At 69.7% G+C, this 17355-nt stretch carries 11 protein-coding genes; 3 read left to right on the top strand and 8 right to left on the bottom strand.

The window, feature by feature from the left end; all coding sequences use genetic code 11:
- Window positions 1-258: 258 nt before the first annotated feature.
- The 6 genes from ACGFT2_RS19135 to ACGFT2_RS19110 form a co-directional block, all read right to left on the bottom strand.
- Complete coding sequence (locus ACGFT2_RS19135; protein WP_393279405.1) at window positions 259-1689, bottom strand: amidase; 1431 nt, start codon at window positions 1687-1689, stop codon at window positions 259-261.
- Window positions 1673-2920, bottom strand: a complete 1248-nt coding sequence (locus ACGFT2_RS19130) for an MFS transporter (protein ID WP_393279403.1) — start codon at window positions 2918-2920, stop codon at window positions 1673-1675. Before ACGFT2_RS19130 ends, ACGFT2_RS19135 begins: the two co-directional genes overlap by 17 nt.
- An 8-nt stretch (window positions 2921-2928) precedes the next feature.
- Complete coding sequence (locus ACGFT2_RS19125) at window positions 2929-3819, bottom strand: alpha/beta fold hydrolase (RefSeq protein ID WP_393279401.1); 891 nt, start codon at window positions 3817-3819, stop codon at window positions 2929-2931.
- A gap of 68 nt (window positions 3820-3887) precedes the next feature.
- Window positions 3888-4277: a RidA family protein gene (locus ACGFT2_RS19120; protein WP_393279399.1), complete on the bottom strand. Its 390-nt coding sequence runs from the start codon at window positions 4275-4277 to the stop codon at window positions 3888-3890.
- Window positions 4274-10462 (bottom strand): amino acid adenylation domain-containing protein, encoded by a 6189-nt coding sequence (locus tag ACGFT2_RS19115; protein WP_393279397.1) that lies wholly within the window; start codon window positions 10460-10462, stop codon window positions 4274-4276. Before ACGFT2_RS19115 ends, ACGFT2_RS19120 begins: the two co-directional genes overlap by 4 nt.
- 84 nt (window positions 10463-10546) lie before the next feature.
- Window positions 10547-12331, bottom strand: coding sequence for an amino acid adenylation domain-containing protein (locus ACGFT2_RS19110; RefSeq protein ID WP_393279395.1), 1785 nt, complete (start codon window positions 12329-12331; stop codon window positions 10547-10549).
- A gap of 520 nt (window positions 12332-12851) precedes the next feature.
- On the opposite strand from ACGFT2_RS19110, the gene ACGFT2_RS19105 reads away from it, so the two are divergent.
- From ACGFT2_RS19105 to ACGFT2_RS19095, 3 genes are read left to right on the top strand one after another with little or no spacing between them, the layout of a single operon-like run.
- Window positions 12852-14123, top strand: a complete 1272-nt coding sequence (locus tag ACGFT2_RS19105) for an ABC transporter substrate-binding protein (protein WP_393279393.1) — start codon at window positions 12852-12854, stop codon at window positions 14121-14123.
- Window positions 14120-15022, top strand: coding sequence for a carbohydrate ABC transporter permease (locus ACGFT2_RS19100; protein ID WP_393279391.1), 903 nt, complete (start codon window positions 14120-14122; stop codon window positions 15020-15022). The genes ACGFT2_RS19105 and ACGFT2_RS19100 overlap by 4 nt, the downstream gene beginning before the upstream one ends.
- Complete coding sequence (locus ACGFT2_RS19095; protein WP_393279389.1) at window positions 15015-15848, top strand: carbohydrate ABC transporter permease; 834 nt, start codon at window positions 15015-15017, stop codon at window positions 15846-15848. The genes ACGFT2_RS19100 and ACGFT2_RS19095 overlap by 8 nt, the downstream gene beginning before the upstream one ends.
- A 16-nt stretch (window positions 15849-15864) precedes the next feature.
- On the opposite strand, the gene ACGFT2_RS19090 is transcribed toward ACGFT2_RS19095, so the two are convergent.
- Both ACGFT2_RS19090 and ACGFT2_RS19085 read right to left on the bottom strand, forming a co-directional pair.
- Window positions 15865-16638 carry an SDR family NAD(P)-dependent oxidoreductase gene (locus ACGFT2_RS19090; protein WP_393279387.1) on the bottom strand — a complete coding sequence of 258 codons (774 nt, stop codon included), beginning with the start codon at window positions 16636-16638 and terminating at the stop codon, window positions 15865-15867.
- Window positions 16639-16719: 81 nt separating this feature from the next.
- Complete coding sequence (locus ACGFT2_RS19085) at window positions 16720-17304, bottom strand: TetR/AcrR family transcriptional regulator (protein WP_393279385.1); 585 nt, start codon at window positions 17302-17304, stop codon at window positions 16720-16722.
- Between the last annotated feature and the right edge of the window lie 51 nt (window positions 17305-17355).

The following is a 17355-nucleotide window of genomic DNA, read 5'->3' as shown; positions in this document are numbered from 1 at the left end:
GTCAGGGGGGTTGGACTTGCACCCTGTGCGGGGGTGCCGCCCCTTCGGGCATGGGCCGCGGGGCTGTCGTCGAAGGTGGAGTTCTGACGGCGCCGGCCAGTAACTGACCGCGGCCCGCCCCCTTGTCGTGACGGCACGCTTCTTGCCCGAGTGGCTCTTGCCGTTCTCGGCCCTGGTGCGCCGCCGGGTGCGTACGCGGGCTGTCCTTCTCGCATGCTCCCGTTCGCAGCCGCGCTCTCCCGGATGCGTCGGTTCGCTTCACCAGATCGGTGGCCGTCTCAGCTGCCACGAGCAGGCCGCTTCCAGCTGGGCGGCAACGGAGAACAGCAGGGCGTCCTCACCTCGATGGGCCGCCAGCATGACGCCGACCGGCAGACCGTCGGGTGTCCAGTGAAGCGGAAGGCTGACCGCCGGCTGGCCGGTCACGTTGTAGAGGCAGGTGAACGGGGAGTGGGCGACCATGGCCGCGGACTCCGCCGCCGGGTTCGTGTCGTTCCGCAGGTCTCCCACCGGCAGTGGTGGCGCCGCGAGCGTAGGTGTCAGCACGATGTCGAACTCGCCGAAGTGCGCCGCCGTGCGCTCGGCGATGGCCCGGAACTCCTGGAGGGCGCGGACGAAGTCCGCGCCGCTGTGTGTGGAGCCTTGGGCGCGCAGGTGCCGGGTCAGCGGAAGGAGCTCTTCTTCCCGTCCTGGGGGCACCGGGCGGCTGGCCGCAAGCACGGACCATACGACGGGGAAGGCACGGCCCAGCGCCCCATCGGCGATGAGTCGGGCCGGTACGACGTCGTGTCCGAGGCCGTCCAGCAGGTCTGCCGCCGACTCGAGCGCCGCCCGGCAGTCGGGGGCGATCGTGACTCCCGGCACCGCCGGTGTGTCGATGAGGGCCACCCGCAGGGAGCGCGGTGCTTCTCCACAGTTCGCACGGAAACTCCGCCTCTGCGAATCCCGCCGCGAGGGCGGCCGTTCCCGGGGATGCGGCGTGGCGAGTACATCGAGCAGGGCCGCGGCGTCCTCGACGCTCCGGGCGAGTGTTCCGCTGGTGGTGAGCCCACTGACGTCGTGTGCCGTCGGCCCGGCGTGGACGAGACCGCGGCTGGGTTTGAAACCCACCAGGCCGCATGCCGAGGCGGGGCCGCGGACCGAGCCTGCCGAGTCGCTGCCGTGGGCGATCGGTGCCAGCCCCGCCGCCACCGCCGCGGCCGATCCGCCGCTCGAACCGCCGGCCGAGCACCGCAGGTCCCACGGGGAGCGGGCGGGCGGGACGAGACGGTTCTCCGAGTGGCCGGACAGCTCGAACTCCGACAGGTTCGTCTTGCCCAGAAGGACGGTTCCGGCGTCCCGCAGCCGCTCGGTGTCGTGGTCGTCGTGGGGAGCCGGGTGCGCGGCGAAGCAGGGTGAGCCGAATGACGTCGGTACCCCGGCCACGTGGCAGGAGTCCTTCACCGCGATCGGTACACCGTGCAGGGGCCCGAGTACGCCGTCGCCGTGCCGGGCCCGATCCGCCTGTCGTTGCGCCTGTGCGGCCTGCCCGAGGGCGAGTTCCGCGGTGACCGTGACGTACGCGCCGATCTGCTCGTCGTGGATTTCTATGCGCCGCAGATAGTGCTCGGTCAGTTCGACGGCGGACAACTGCCCGTCCGCGATCAGTTCCGCCTGCCGCAGTGCGCTGATGTCATGGAGTTCCGACACGACGGCTCCGCTCGTTGGTCGTCGACGTCCGTGCCGTCGGCTGCTGGGGCGCCCGCCGCACGAGCAGGTGGATCTGGGTGCCGATCACCGGGACGGCCAGTACGCAGCCGGCGATCACGTAGCCGGGGCCGAAGCCGAGGGCGGACGTGAGGGGGCTGGTGAGGACCGGGGAGAGGAACTGGCCGATGAAGGTGAAGAAGACCCTGGTGCCGATGACACGTCCCTTGGCCTGGGCCGGCGCCAGGACGAACAGCCAGGTGTTCAGGTTGGTGATGGACAGACCGAGGGACGCGCCCAGGAGCGCCAGCGCGGGGATGGCCAGGGAGTATCCCGAAGCAAGGCCCAGAACGACGTTGGCCGCCGCGGAGCCTGCGAAGGTGAGTACGAAGATCTGCTCGTGGCTCAGTCGCCGTTCGAGCCGGCCGTAGAACGCGGAGGAAACGGCCCAGGACAGGCCGACCAGGGAGAGCATGGCGCCGGCCTGGGCGCTTCCCCCCTGGGTGAGCTGCTCCAGATAGAACGGCAGGTGGACCGGCACCATGAAGTAGATGACCATGTTGAGGAAGAGCAGGAAGTAGACCCAGCCCAGGGCGCTCCAGCGCATGGGGCCGGGCCGCGTCCCCTCGGCAGCCCCCGCGGCGGACGCCGCTGTGGTGTCGGCTGGGGCGGCACGCGGTTCGTCGATGAGCAGGACGACAGCGGGGATCAGCAGCAGACCGATGCTGTAGATCATGAAGGGCCAGTGCCACCCCGCGAGTGCCAGCAGCCCGCCGGTGAAGACGAACATCACGTTGCCCAGCGCCATGAAGAGTGACTGGCGCCCCATCAACTTGCCCAGGCCGCCCTGTTTGGCGTAGTCCGAGATGAGGACCGTGGCGCAGGTCGCGACGCCCGAAACGGCGATGCCGAGGAGGAATCGCGACACCATGATCGCGTACAGGTTCTCCAGGAAAGCCCCGGCACAGCCGGCCGTCCCGTAGCCGGCCAGAGCAATGAGGAAGAGCCGCTTGCGTCCGAAGCGGTCGACGATGGCTCCCATGACCGGTGCACACACTCCCGCGGCCAGCGCCGGCAGTGTCAGCGCGAGACCGACCAGGAACTGGGCGTGGGGAATGTGTGCGAACCGTTTGAGCATCTCGGGCAGGCTTGCCGCGATCGCTGTGGTTCCGATGATGGTGATGGAGCTCGCCGACATCAGTGTCAGCTCGCGCAGTCCGGCCCGGGTTTTCATGGTGTGGGCTACCTCGCCGTCAGTGTGTGGACGAACGAGACCAGGTGCTGGGCCAGCAGGTCCGGTTCGGCGAACTGCACGGCGTGCGGGGCGTCGATGAACTCGATCACCGGGGGGGCCTCGGTGAGGCGCTCCCGAAGGAGGTCGGCGACGGCGATGTGGTCGACGAGACGGTCCTCGGTGCCGAAAACGGCCAGGGTCGGAAGGGTTCCCAGCCGGTCCAGGGCCTCCCACGACCAGGCGGCGAGTTCACCCCAGACGGTCACCGTGCTGTCCGTCACCCGACGCAGGGTCAGCCCGTCCTCGGTCGCGAAGGACAGCCACTTCTCGTCGGTGGTGAAGTCGGAGGGCTGGAGCGGGACGGGTACGTACGCGTGCTCCGGGTCGGGGGTGATCCCCAGCTCGGCCACGGTGCCGCGGACCGCCGCAGTGCTCATCCGCAGGACGTCCGCGTAGCGCTCGCCGAACACGAAGCCGGGCGAGACCATGAGCAGGCTCTCGATCTTGTTCTCCGGCAACAACTCGGCTGCGGCGATGCAGGCGACCTGGGCCCCGAAGCACCAGCCGGCCAGGTGCACCCGCTCGTAGGAGTCCGCGAGGTGCCTGATGAGCGCGGTGACGTCGGCGATCTCCCGTTCCTTCGAGGGAAGGTGGCCGCGGGTGTCCTGGTTGAGGCCCGAGCCGCGGCGGTCGACGGCCACGAAGGCGAGTTCCGGCGCCAGTCGCCGTACGGCATCGGCCAGAGGTGCCTGCCACTGGGAGTGGCTGACTCCGCCGTGCAGCAACAGGATGACGTCACCGCCCTCCGGCTTTCCCCAGCGTCGGGCGTGAGTGAGGTAGCCGTCGGACTGCTGGAAGACGTCGACCGCGTCTTCCGCGGGCAGCAGGTTCGTGCTCATGGCGCGTCCTTCCGAAGGGTTGGCGGGCGACCGCGGCCCGGGGCCGCGGTCGGAGGTCCCGATGAGGGTCAGGCCGTCTGCTGGAACGCCCACGCGTCGATCTCGACGCGCAGGGTCGGGGCGGCCAGGGCGCTGACGTAGAGGAGTGTGCTGGTGGGCAGGTGGTCGCCGAAGAACTCGGCGACCGCGGCGCGCCGTGCCGCCGGGTCCATGTCGCCGACCAGGTAGAAGGTCAGCTTCACCAGGTCGCTCACCACCATGCCGGCGGCGTCGAGGTTGCTCCGGAGGTTCTCCAGGGCGACGTCGATCTGCTCGATGGGGTCCTGTGGCACGCTGCCGTCCTGCCGCATGCCGATCTGCCCCGAGAGCACCAGCCAGCGGCCGGGGGCGCTCACTTCGATCTGATGCGTGTACTCCGCGACCGGGGCGTGCACGTCCTGAGGATTGCGGCTGATCATTTGGTCTCCGTCTTCGCTATGTGGTCCAGCACGGCGCGGTAGCGCTCGGCCAGTCGGGCCAGAGCATCCTCGCCGACCTGCCGTCCGTCGGCGTTGAGAGTGAGGACGATGCGCTCCTGGTGGATGTCGTGCCCGACGTTGGCCAGCACCGTGAACTGGGTGTGCTCGAACCACTGCACGCCGCGCAGAGCGCCCAGTCGGGCCACTTCCGCGTACGAGTCGAACTGCGTGTAGTTGAACGCGGTCGGAGCGATGCGGCTCACGCCGAGATCACGTTCGATATCGGGCAGAGGGTAGCGCCGGTGGGGCATTGCACTGCGCTCGTGTGCGAAGGTCTCGGCGGCGAGGGCCGGCCAGGAAAGGCCTGCCGTGTCGACTCGTACCGGGGTGAAGTTCAGGAACAGGCCCAGCGTCTCGTCGCTGCCCTCGTCCTCGAGCCTGCCGCCGGTGAACACATGGGTGGTGACGGTCTCCTGGCCGTGCAGTTCGCGCAGCACCCCCAAGTGGGCCGCGAGCAGCACGTGCTTGAGGGGGATGCCCGCCCGCTGTGCCAGCTTCCGGAGCGCGTCGTGGGTGGCGGGCGCGACGGTCAGCTTGGTCTCGCTCCACCGCGCGGGCTGCCCCGGCCCCGCCGGCGGTGCGATGGGCAGCGGCTCGTACGTGACGCCGTCCAGGTGGCCGGACCAGAAGCGCCGGGCTTCGGCCGAGGCACGGTCCACGCGTTCTTGGGCGACGAAGTGGCGGTAGGGCGGGGCGGCCGGTCGGACGCCGCTCTCGGGTTCCCGGCGCAGTGCGGAGGTGTAGAGCTCCACGAACTCCCGGATCAGCAGCGAGAGGCTCCAGCCGTCGATGATCGCGTGATGGAAGCTCAGCGAGAGGATGAACTCGTCCTCCGTGAGCCGGTGCGCGGTGAAACGCATCAGCGGAGGCCGCCGCCATTCGAAGCCGGTCGCCTTCTCCGCCTCGAACCACGCGTCGTAGGTGGCCTGTCGTTCGGTGGCGTCCTGCGCGCGGAGGTCCACGACGCGGACCTCGGCCTCGACCCGCTCGTGCACCAGCTGCAGGGGCTCGGGCCCGGCGTCGAGGTCGAACCCGGTGCGAAGGGCGTCGTGCCGGTCGATCAGACGCTGCAGGCACGTCCGCAGGGCCTCGGTATCGAGCCGAAGGCCGAACCTGTAGCCGAAGACATCGTGGTAGACGGCCTGACCGGGATCCGCCTCGAATCGCCGGATCATGGCCGTCTGGATGGCGGTGGCCGGATAAGCGTCCACGATGTGGGCGGGGAACCCGGTCCGGGGGCCGTCCACGAGTCCGAAGGCCTCGGTGCGGGCCGGCAGCACGGGACCGTCGTCGCCTGTGCCGGCACCTGTCAGGTGCGCCGCCAGGGCGGAGGCAGTCGGGTGTGCGTACAGGTCGGGGAGCGACACCTGGACGCCGAGGCGCCGGATCTTGCCCACGACGCGGATCGCGCTGATCGAGTCCATGCCGAGGCGGGTGAACTCGTCGTGCTCGCCGACCCGCTCCAGGCGGAGCGCTTCGCCGACGACCGAGCGGATGTCGTCCACCAGCTGGGAGGGGGCGACGGCGGGCTCCGCCCGCCGGGAGGCGTCGGGAGCGGCGGTGTGCTGCACCGCGTCGAGGAACGTGTCCAGGTAGCGGGAGACCAGCACGTCGGGCACGGCTGCCGAGTCGTAGTTGACGGTGAGGGTCATGGCCCCCGTGAAGGGGTCGCGGGCGACGTGGACGACGAAGGGGAAATTCGTCTGCTCGAAGTAGGACGCCCCGGTGATCACGACCGCGGGAGTGTCCGTCTGCGCGGGACCGTTGGTGCCGTAGACGTGGAAGTCGGTGAAGTTGAAGACGGTGTCGAAGAGTTCACCGCTGACGCCGTCCTCGCGGGCGTTGCGGATGATCTCCGAGAGCGGGTACCGGCGGTGCGGCAGGGCGGCCTGCTCGGCCGCGAAGGCGGAGTGGAAGGCATCGGCCCAGTCCCCTGCGGTGCTCCGGGCCGCGACGGGCAGCGTGTTGAGGAACAGGCCGACGGTCTGTTCGCCGCCTTCCGCCTCGGGGCGGCCATTGACGACCAGGCCCGTGAGCGCGTCGTCGCGTCCCGTCAACCGCGCGAGCGTGTGAAGGTGAACGGCGAGGTATCCGCTCTTGACCGGTACGCCGAGTCCGTCAGTCCTACGACGCAGCGCCGCCGCATGTCGCTCGGGAACGATCCGGGACTGCGAGACGGGGCGTGCGGTGTGCGCCGCGGGGATCGTGCCCGCGAGGAGCGTGGGAGTGCGTCCGGCCAGGGTGCGGGACCAGAACGTCCGGTGCGCGGGCTCTGCGAGTGCGTTCTGCTCCAGCAGCACGTAGGCGCTGTAGGGCAGCGGGCCTGGAGCGGCCGCTTCGGCAGTCCGGCCTCGCTCCAGCAGATCGGCGTAGGCCGACCGGATCTGCTCGATGACCAGGGACACGCTCCAGCCGTCGAGCACGGCATGGTGGAAGCTGATCGTCAGGGTGAAGCGGTCCTCGGACCGACGGGTGGCCCGGAACCGGACGAGGGGGCCCTTCTCCAGATCGAAGTCGCGGGTCTTCTCCTGTTCCGTCCAGGCGGCGAGTTCCCTGTCCTGTTCGGCCGGAGCCAGGCCCTCGAGGTCGGTGATCTGGATGTGCGGCTGGAGAGTGGAGAGCACGACCTGCAGCGGCTGGCTGTATCCCGCAAGGTCGACGTGGGAACGGAGCTGTCCGTGCCGCGCGGCGACCGTGGCGACGGCCGAACGCAGGGTCTCGGGGCGCAGCGTCGCTCGGATGTCGTACGAGAAGATGTCGTGGTATACCGACGAGCCTTCGTGCAGCATGGAGTGGTAGACCATGCCGGCCTGCAGACGCGTGAGTGGCCAGGCGTCCTGCGCTTCGGCCGGAAGCGCGGCCCGGTCGGAGGACGTGAGCGTGCAGAACGGGATCCGGGCGGTGGCGGCGGCCTCTTCGTCGCCGCCGTGGCCGTCCCCGCCGTTCGTCGTGTCGAGGTGGGACGCCAGGGTACGGACGGTGGGATGGCTGAAGATGTCCTTCACCGCGATGCGGTGACCGGCCGTCCGCAGGCCGGAGGCGATCCGGATGCCCTGGATGGAGTCGCCTCCGAGCTGGAAGAAGTTGGCGTCGACACCGAAGTCCTCGATCTCCAGCACGTCCGCCCAGACGGCGGCCACGGCCACCTCGTGCGGGGTGGAGGGACGGTCGCTGCCCTCGCCCGGCACCGGCCGCTCGGTCGCGCCGGGGGCCAGGCCCGGGTCCGGCAGCGCCTTGCGGTCGAGCTTGCCGTTGGCGCTCAGCGGAATCTCGGGGATCTCGATGTACCACTGGGGCACCATGAAGTCCGGGAGCTGCTCCCTGAGCGCCTTGACGGCCTGCTGGGAGTCGAAGCCGGAGGCGGCGACATAGGCCACTAGAGCCTGCATCCCCGGCTTCTCGTGCAGGACGACTGCGGCGCCGCGGACGCCCGGCAACTGGCGCAGTGCCGCCTCGATCTCGCCGAGTTCGATGCGCAGGCCGTGCAGCTTGACCTGGTTGTCGATGCGTCCGAGGTATTCGATGTTGCCGTCGGGCAGGAAACGCGCCAGGTCACCGGTCCGGTACAGGCGCTGGTCCGGTACGTCCTCGAAGGGCCCGTCGACGAAGGCGCGGGACGTCAGGTCGGGCCGGTTGTGATAGCCCTCGGCGAGGTTGACGCCGCCGATGCACAGTTCGCCGGGGACGCCGATCGGCTGCAGGTGCAGTCGCTCGTCGACGATGTAGAGACGGGTGTTGGCGATCGGCTTGCCGATCGGGACGACCCGGCCCGGGTATTCGGGGTCGGCCGCCCAGTAGGACACGTCGATCGCGGCCTCGGTGGGCCCGTAGAGGTTGTGCAGTTCGCAGTCGAGTGCGGCGGAGAAGGCGGCCACCGAAGTGTGCGGCAGCGCCTCTCCACTGCAGAAGACCCTGCGCAGACTCCCGCACGTGCGGCGCAGCTCGTCCTCCTGCTCCAAGAAGAGCGTGAGCATGGAGGGCACGAAATGCAGCGTCGTCACCCGGCGTTCGGCGATCAGCTCCGCGAGGTACTGCGGGTCGCGGTGGCCGCCGGGTTCGGCGACCACGATGCGGGCGCCGACCATCAGCGGCCAGAAGAACTCCCAGACCGACACGTCGAAGCTGAAGGGCGTCTTCTGCAGGACCCGGTCGTCGGGGGTCAGTGGGTACTGTTCCTGCATCCAGGAGAGCCGGTTGTGCAGGGACACGTGCCGGTTGATCACACCCTTGGGCCGGCCCGTGGATCCGGAGGTGTAGATCATGTAGACCCGGTCGTCCGGGAGCAGGGCGGGGCGCACGGGTCCGTCCGGCACCTCGCCCGCGCTGGTGAGTTCGCCGAGCGTGGCGGAGTGGGCTCCGATGCCGTCGAGCGTGGGACGGAACTTCTCCTGCGTGAGGATCAGGGGCGCCGCGCTGTCCTCGATCATGTACCGGACGCGGTCGGCGGGGTAGTCCGGGTCGATGGGCACGTAGGCGAGCCCGGCCTTCACGACGGACAGGAGCGCGATCACCATGTCCAGCGAGCGTTCCATGTATACGCCGACGAATCCCGCTGAAGCCTTGCCGCCGTCCCCGTCGGTCCCGCCTTTCGTCAAGCGGCCCAGGGAACGGGCCACCCTCTCGGCCGCGGCGTCCAGTTCGGCGTAGGTCAGCGTGCGGTCGCCGAACTCGACGGCGACGGCGTCGGGAGTACGTGCGACCTGGCCCTCGATGGCATCGATGACCGTGGTCCCGTCGTACCGCGTGGCGGTGTCGTTCCACTCGCGCAGGATCACGTCCCGCTCGTCGTCCGGCAGGACGGACACCTGGTCGACCTCGGTGTCCAGGTCGACGAGGTTCTGCGCTGTGTGTACGAAGCGGCGCAGATAACGTTCGATGCTGCTCGGGTCGAACAGGTCGGTGTTGAACTCGGCCTCGATCTCGAGGTCGTCACCGTCCTGTGTGACGTAGAGCATCAGGTCGAACTTGCTGGCGACACGCTCCAGGCGGTGCGGGCGCGCAGTGAGACCCGAACCGAGCCGCAGTTCCTTGCGCTCTCCGAGCAGAGTCAACATCGTCTGGAACACCGGGTTGTGGCTGGGGTCCCGGGAGACGTCGAGCGCTTCGAGCACCTTGGGGTACGGCGCCTCCTGCCATTCCAGCGAGTCCAGCAGGCCGTCCGCCGATCGAGTGACCAGCTGCCGGAAGGACAGGCCCGGTTCGACGGAGAAGGGTATGGTGACGGTGTTGACGAAGCAGCCGACGGTGCTCAGGTCCCGCACCTCGGGCCGGTTCAGGACGGTGGTACCGATCGTCACCTCCCGCTGGTCGCTGAGGCGGGACATCAGCAGCGCGTGTACGGCCATCAACACGGCGAAGTCGGTGCTGTCGCACTCGTCGGCGCAGCGATCGAACAGCGGCTGGAGGGTGTGTCGCGGGACGGCGAGCCGACGCGTCGCGCCCCGGTATGTCTGCTCCGCCGGCCGAGGGCGGTCGACGGGCAGCTTCAGCAGTTGGGGCCGGCCGTCCAACGACTCACGTAGCGTTGCGATCTGCTCGTCGTAGGCACCTTCGGCGAAGCGCTGGCGCTGGCGGCGCGCGTAGGCCGTGTACGAAGGGGCCGGTTCTGCGGGCGGCTGGGCCTCATGCCCTTCGACGTACTGGCCGCCGATCTCATCCAGGAGGAGCCCGAGGCTCCACCCGTCCACGGCGATGTGATGAGCCGTCAGCCCGAACAGGGTCTCCTGCGGTGTGACGCGTGCGATCACCCCGCGCACCAGCGGGCCTCGCGCCAGGTCGAACGGCCGCCGGTACGCGTCGTGCACGGCCTGGGCCGCGTGCAGCCGAGCCGCGTCGACGTCGGTCGCACCGGTCAGGTCGAGCACTTCCACGATCGCCTCCGACGCCGGGGCGTCGTCACGCACTACGGCGCGCAGACCATCAGGGGTCTCGGTGAAGACCGTACGAAGCGCCTCGTGCCGGGCGACGACACGGCAGAACGCGTCGCGCAGCCGATCGGCGTCCAACGCGCCGTCGATCGTGAAGGCGAGCGACTCGTTGTAGACCGGCACGGAGCGGTCGGAGACCTGCTCGATCAGCCAGAGGCTCTCTTGGAGGTACGACAGGGGGGCGAGCGCTTCGCTCATGGAGGGAGGCTCCTCAAGGCACGTGTCAGCGCTGCGCCGCTCGGGCACAGGCCGAAGAAGATGCGGGATGTGGTTCCGGGTGGATCAGCGCGCGGCCGCGATGGCGGCGACGGTGCGCAGCCGGAACAGTTCCTTGGGTGTGATCACGATGCCCTGCTCTCGGGCCTGGGCGATCATGACGAGTCCGGCCATGGAAGTGCCGCCGAGCTCGAAGAAATCGTCGTGGAGACCGACTTCCTGGGACAGCGTGCGTTGCCAGATCTCGGTCAGCCTGCGCTCCAGCTCGCTTTCGCCGGCGGCTCGGCCCGTTCCCGGCTGCGGTGACCGCCCCGTCAGGAGCGTCGATACTCCCTTGGCCAGAGCCGACTTGTCGAGCTTGCCGTGCGCGGAGTGGGGGAAGACGGCCGTCACCCGGAATTGCTGCGGGATCATATGGGAAGGCAGTCGTTCGGCCAGGTGCCGGCGCAGGTCGGCAAGGTCGAGTGGGGGCCTGCCGGTTGCGGCGTCCGGCTCCTGCCCGAGCCGCAGGTAGGCCACCAGTGCGGTGGAAGCGTGGTCCGCGGGACCGGCCAGGACCGCGGCGTCCTCGACCCCGGGGTAGTGGCGCAAGGTGGACTCGATGTCGCCGAGTTCGACCCGCTGCCCGTTGATTTTCACTTGTTCGTCCTGGCGGCCTGCGTACTCGAAGACGCCGTCGGAGTTCCGGCGGACCAGGTCTCCCGTCCGGTAGAGCCGTCCCCGGTCGGCACGGAACGGATCCGGCAAGAAGGATCGTGCCGTGTGCTGGGGATCGCCGAGGTACCCGCGAGCAAGCGCCGGGCCGCCCACGAAGAGTTCACCGACCGTCCCGTCCGGCACGGGCGCGAGGTTCTCGTCGAGTACATGCAGGATGGCGTCGTCGACGGGACGGCCGATCGGCACGGACGCATATGAGTCACTGGGAGAGCAGGTCCAGGCAAGGATCTGCACGGACGTCTCCGTCGGGCCGTAGAGATTGACCAAAGGCACGGGAAGGGTGTCGTGGAAGCGCCGTTGCAGGTCACGCGGGAGAGGCTCACCGCCGCAGAAAACGTGGCGCAGGCTCGAACACTTCGCAACGTCTGGATGGTCGAGGACATGACGCAGCATCGACGGTACGAGCTGAAGCGTCGTCACGCCGTGGGTGCGGACCGTGTCGACCAGATACTGGGGGTCGCGGTGCCCACCCCGTTCAGCCATGACCACCGACCCACCGACAATCAGCGGGAGAAACAGTTCCCATACCGACGCATCGAAAGTGGAAGGCGTCTTCTGTAGTACTCGATCTCGCTCGGTGAAGCAGTACTCGCGAGCCATCCAGGTGAGGACGTTGGAAATTCCCCGATGCTCCAGTACCACTCCCTTCGGAATTCCCGTCGACCCGGAAGTGAACAGCGCGTAAATGGTGTCGTCGAGCTGAACGGGCCGCTCGAGCACTTCGGTGAAGCCGTCCTCCGTCGCTTCTTTACGGGCCTGTTCCACGTCTGCGTCAGAAATTATGACCTTGGCTTGGCTCTGCCGAAGAACGAGGTCGCGACGCGCCGCAGGCGCGTCGGGGTCGAGTGGAACATAGGCTGCACCTGCTCTGATGACCCCCAGAAGGGCCACCAGGAGGTTGAGCGGACGGTCCGTCCACACCGCGACGAGATCCCCGCGGCGGACATCGCGCTCACGCAGTAGAACTGCGAGCGCTCGGGATTCCCGCGCCAGTTCACCGTAGGTCAACTTCTCTGCGCTATCGACTACGGCGATAGCTGACGGTGTGGCCGCGGCCTGCCGTATGAACAGTTCGATAACGCTGTGCAAGTCCCGCCCTGAGTGCACGTACTGCTCCCCCGTGCTTAATTTCATCACTCACATTTTCGATCGATCAAAAGGCTAGGTGCACGTCGATCATGGATGCAAGTGGATTATGCGGGCTGGCTGATTCTGAACGCCTGACGACGAGGCCGTCAAAATAGATGAATACCCCCAGACCGGAAGTGGAGTCGCCCTGCGGACCGGCGTCCGCCGCCACCTCGCGGGTCCCAACTCGGCCTCAGGCGGTGCGGCATGGCTGAATAACGCCCCTCATGGCCGTCGCCAGGCCGCCGGTTCGAGGGGCCTGCGGAGTCAGGCGGTGCGGAGGCGCCCGCGGAGGCGCCGCCCGGGCCTGGACACCCAAGCCGGTTCCCGAGCGAGAGTTCACCCACCGGCGTCGCCGCCATGACCACGGTCCTCGCGCACCGCGCCGGCAGGTCCGCCGACACCACGGGTGCCACCGTGCTCACCGACGGCACCCCGTGACACACGGCTGCAACGCCCCTTTCGTAATCGGCGTGCATGGTTGATCGTTGGGCCGTGCATCGATGACGGACGTCAGGGGGCACAGATGTCGATCAGCCGCAGGAACCTGCTCGCCGCCGGCGTGGGCGCCGGACTGCTCACGGCATGCGGAGGGAACACCGGGCGCGGGGGCGGCGGGTCCGGGCCGCGGCTCTCGCAGTGGTACCACCAGTACGGCGAGCCCGGCACCGAGCAGGCGGTTCAGCGGTACGCCGCCGCGTTCAAGAAGGCCCACGTCACGGTCCAGTGGCGGCCGGGCAACTACGACCAGCAGACCGCCGCCGCCCTGCTGACCGACTCGGGCCCCGACGTCTTCGAGGTCAACGGGCCGACGCTGGACCAGATCCAGGGCGGTCAGGTGGTCGACCTCACCGGACTGCTGGCGGGGGTCGAGGACGACTTCAATCCGGCCGTGCTCACGCCGAAGACGTACGACGGCAGGATCTGGGCCGTCCCGCAGGTCATCGACACCCAGCTGCTCTACTACCGCAAGAGCCTGCTGAAGGACGCCGGAGTCGAGCCGCCGACCACCCTGGACGGCCTGGTGGACGCCGCGGGGGCGCTCACCACCGGCAAGGTCAAGGGGCTCTTCCTCGGCAACGACGGCGGCGCCGGGGTGCTCGGCGGGACCCCGCTGTACGCGGCCGGACTCCAGCTCGTCACCGACGAGGGCGACGTCGGCTTCGACGACCCCGCGGCCGCCCGCACCCTCGGCAAGCTGCACCGGTTGTACGCGGGCAGGTCCCTGCTCCTCGGCGCGCCCACCGACTGGTCCGACCCGTCGGCCCTCGTCCAGGGGCTCACCGCGATGCAGTGGTCCGGACTGTGGGCGCTGCCCCAGGTGCAGAAGGAACTCGGCGACGACTTCGGTGTGCTGCCCTTCCCGGGGGACGGGCCCCAGGGCCGGCCCGCCGTACCCGTCGGCGCCTATGGCGCCGCCGTCAGCGCGCGCGGCGGGCACCGGGAGGCGGCCGAGGAGTACGTGAAGTGGCTCTGGGTCGACCGCACCGACTACCAGCAGGACTTCGCGCTGTCCTACGGATTCCACATCCCCGCCCGGATCTCCCTCGCGAGGAAGGCCGCCCGGCTGCGGAAGGGCGCGGCCGCCGACGTCGTCCGGTTCACCACCGACCACGGGTACGCCCAGCCGCTGCTGTGGACCCCGGCGAGCCAGACCGCCTACCAGGACGCGCTCAGCCGGATCATCAGGGACGGGGCCGATCCGGACCGTGAGCTGAAGGCGGTCGTGGGGAAGGTGTCGGGCGAACTCGGCCGTGTGAAGAAGAACGCGAAGAAGAACGCGAAGAAGAAGTCGTGAGGCGCCGACGGGCCCTGTGGTTCTGGGTGTTCGTCGGGCCGTTCGCCCTGGGCCTCGCGCTGTTCACGTACGTTCCGCTGCTGTGGAGCGTGGGCCTGAGCTTCTTCGACGCGCACAACACCGTCACGCCCACGCACTTCGTCGGCCTGGACAACTACACGTCGATGCTGCACGACGAGGCGTTCGTCGACAGCCTGTGGACCTTCCTCGTGTTCACCGCCTTCATCGTGCCCGCCACCTTCGTGTTCGCCCTCTCCCTCGCCCTGATGGTCAACCGCGTCGGGCGTGCCCGGGCCTTCTTCCGGTCGGTGTTCTTCCTGCCCGCGGCCTGCAGTTACGTCGTGGCCGCCCTGATCTGGAAGATGTCGATCTTCAACGGGGTGCGGTTCGGGCTGGCCAACACGGTGCTGGGGTGGTTCGGCGGCGATCAGGTGGCGTGGCTGTCCACCACCGATCCGCCCTGGTACTGGCTGGTCGTCGTCACCGTACGGCTGTGGCTGCAGGCCGGGTTCTACATGCTCCTGTTCCTCGCGGGGCTGCAGCGCATCGACCCGGTGCTGTACGAGGCGGCCGCCGTGGACGGGGCCCGGCCCGGCTGGACGGTGCTGCGGCACATCACCCTGCCCCAGCTGCGGGCCACCTCGGTGGCGGTGCTGCTGCTGCTCGTCGTGGGGGCCTTCCAGGCCTTCGACGAGTTCTACAACCTGCTCTCCGACGCGCGGGGCTACCCGCCCTACGCCCGGCCGCCGCTGGTCTACCTCTACTACCTCGCGCTCGGGCAGGGCCAGGACCTGGGGCTCGGCAGCGCGGGCGCGGTGATCCTGGCGCTGATCATCGCCGTCGTCACCGTGGGGCAGGCGCGGTGGCTGAGACTGGGAAGGACGGACGCGGATGGATGACGCCCTGGTACGCACCGGGCGGGCGCTGCGGCTGGTGCTGCTGATCGTGCTGGCCCTGCTGTTCCTGATCCCGTTCTATCTGCTGGTCCGCAACGGCCTGTCCACCGAGCAGGACATCACCTCGCCCGAGTGGACCTTCGTGCCGGGGGAGCTGCGGTGGGGGAACGTCCGGGAGCTGTTCGACGACCCGTCCGTCCCGTTCGCCCGGTCCCTGCTCAACTCCGCGCTGATCGCCGTGGCGACGACGCTCGGCACGCTGCTGCTGGCCTCCCTCGCGGGCTACGGCCTCGCCCGCATCCCGTACCGGCACGCGAACAAGGTCTTCTACGGCATCCTCGGCACCCTGCTGGTCCCGGCGGCCGTCACCTTCGTGCCGAGCTTCGTGCTGGTGTCGTCGCTGGGCTGGATCTCCACCCTGCGCGGCCTGGTCGTGCCGACCCTCTTCTCGGCCTTCGCCTGCTTCGTCTTCCGGCAGTACTTCCTCGGCTTCCCGCGGGAGCTGGAGGACGCGGCGCAGGTCGACGGGCTCGGGTACTGGCGCACGTACTGGCTGGTGGTCGTGCCGAACGCGCGGCCGGTGTTCGCGGCCGTCGGGACGATCGTGTTCCTCGGCGCGTGGAACTCCTTCCTGTGGCCGCTGGTGATCGGGCAGGACCAGAACGCCTGGACGGTGCAGGTGGCCCTGTCCTCGTTCACCACCGCCCAGGTCGTCAGGCTGCACGAGCTGTTCGTGGCGGCGGCCGTGTCGATCCTGCCTCTGCTGCTGGTGTTCCTGTGCTTCCAGCGGTGGATCGTGGCGGGGGTGGAGCGGTCGGGGATCGACTAGGCCGGCGCGAGCCGGTTCACAGGGAGCCGCCGCCGTCCACCACCAGGTCGGTGCCGACGAGCGAGGCCGCGTCGTCCGAGGCCAGGTAGAGGACGGCGGCGGCGACCTCCTCGGTGGCGGAGATCCGGCCGAGCGGCAGGGTGGCCCGGGCGCGCTCGGCCCGGTCCGCCTCCGTCTCGCCGGCGCGCAGGGACATGGAGGTGGCGGTGGCGCCCGGGCTGACCACGTTGACGCGGACCCCGTCGCGTACGTGGTCCAGCGCGGCACCCCGGCTCAGGGCGGTGACGGCCGCCTTGGTCGCGGAGTACGCGGCCGCCCCCGCCGAGGTGGCGTGCCGGCCGAAGGTGGAGGACACGTTCACGATCGCGCCGCCCGCCGGCTGGGTGCGCATCCGGCGGATCTGGGCCTGCAGGGCCAGGTGGACACCGGTCACGTTGACGGCGAGCTGGGTGTGCCAGTCGTCCTCCGGCAGGTCGGCCAGCGGTTGCCCGCCCCGGAAGACGCCCGCGTTGTTGACCGCGACGTCGAGCGAGCCGAAGTGCTCGACGGCGGCGCGCACCAGCGCCTCCGCGTCGGCGGCGCGGGAGACGTCGGCGGTCACCGCGAGGGCCTTGCCGCCCAGGTCCTCGATCAGGCCGACGGTCTCGGCGAGGGGGCCGGGCCGGCGCCCGGCGACGACGACCTGGGCGCCCTCGGCGGCCAGCGCGACGGCGACGGCCCGGCCGATGCCGGATCCGGCGCCTGTGACGAGGGCGGTGCGGCCGGTGAAGCGGTGACGTGCGATGGTCATGATCTCCCCTTTTTCTTGACCGATCGGTCCATTATGAGGGCGGCGAAAACGCCCTCCGGCGGAGGGCGTGCCGCGGGTGGCTCAGTCCAGCAGGGTCAGCGCCAGCTCGGCGGCGTCCCGGATCCGGGCGGGGTCCGCCGACGCCTTGCCGACCACCCGCAGACCCTGCAGCAGTACCAGCAGGGTGCGGGCGAGCCCGAGCGGATCGCGGTCCGCGGGCAGCTCGGCCTGGGCCTGGGCACGGGCCAGGGCCGAGTGCAGCGCGCTCTCCAGGTGGTCCCAGTTCCGCTCGACGCGGCGGGCGGCGGCCGGGTCGTGCGGTGCCAGCTCGGCCGCGGTGTTGGTGACCATGCAGCCGTTCAGGCGGAGCCGATCGTGCGTGGCCTCCGCCGCATAGCGCCGTACGACCGCCCGCACGGCCGGCAGGGCGGGGCCCGGCCGGGACAGCTCGCGCACGATCGCGGTCGAACCCGTCCGCTCGTAGCGGTCCAGCGCCTTCAGGTACAGCTCGTGCTTGCTGCCGAAGGTGGCGTACAGGCTGGCCCGGCCGATGCCCAGGTGCTCGACCAGGTCGGCCATCGTGGTCGCCTCGTAGCCGCGCCGCCAGAACAGCTCCACGGCTGCCTGCAGCACGGCGTCGGGGTCGAATTCCTTGGTTCTGGCCACGGGCCGCAGCGTAGTCTTTCTGGAACGAGCGGTCCAGTTGGCAGGGGCGGT

Origin of the sequence: Streptomyces sp. NPDC048514 (assembly GCF_043199955.1) — a bacterium.
Taxonomy (GTDB): Bacteria; Actinomycetota; Actinomycetes; order Streptomycetales; family Streptomycetaceae; genus Streptomyces.
The sequence above is the reverse complement of the archived record's forward strand: the minus strand, read 5'-3'. Positions and strand labels throughout refer to the sequence as shown.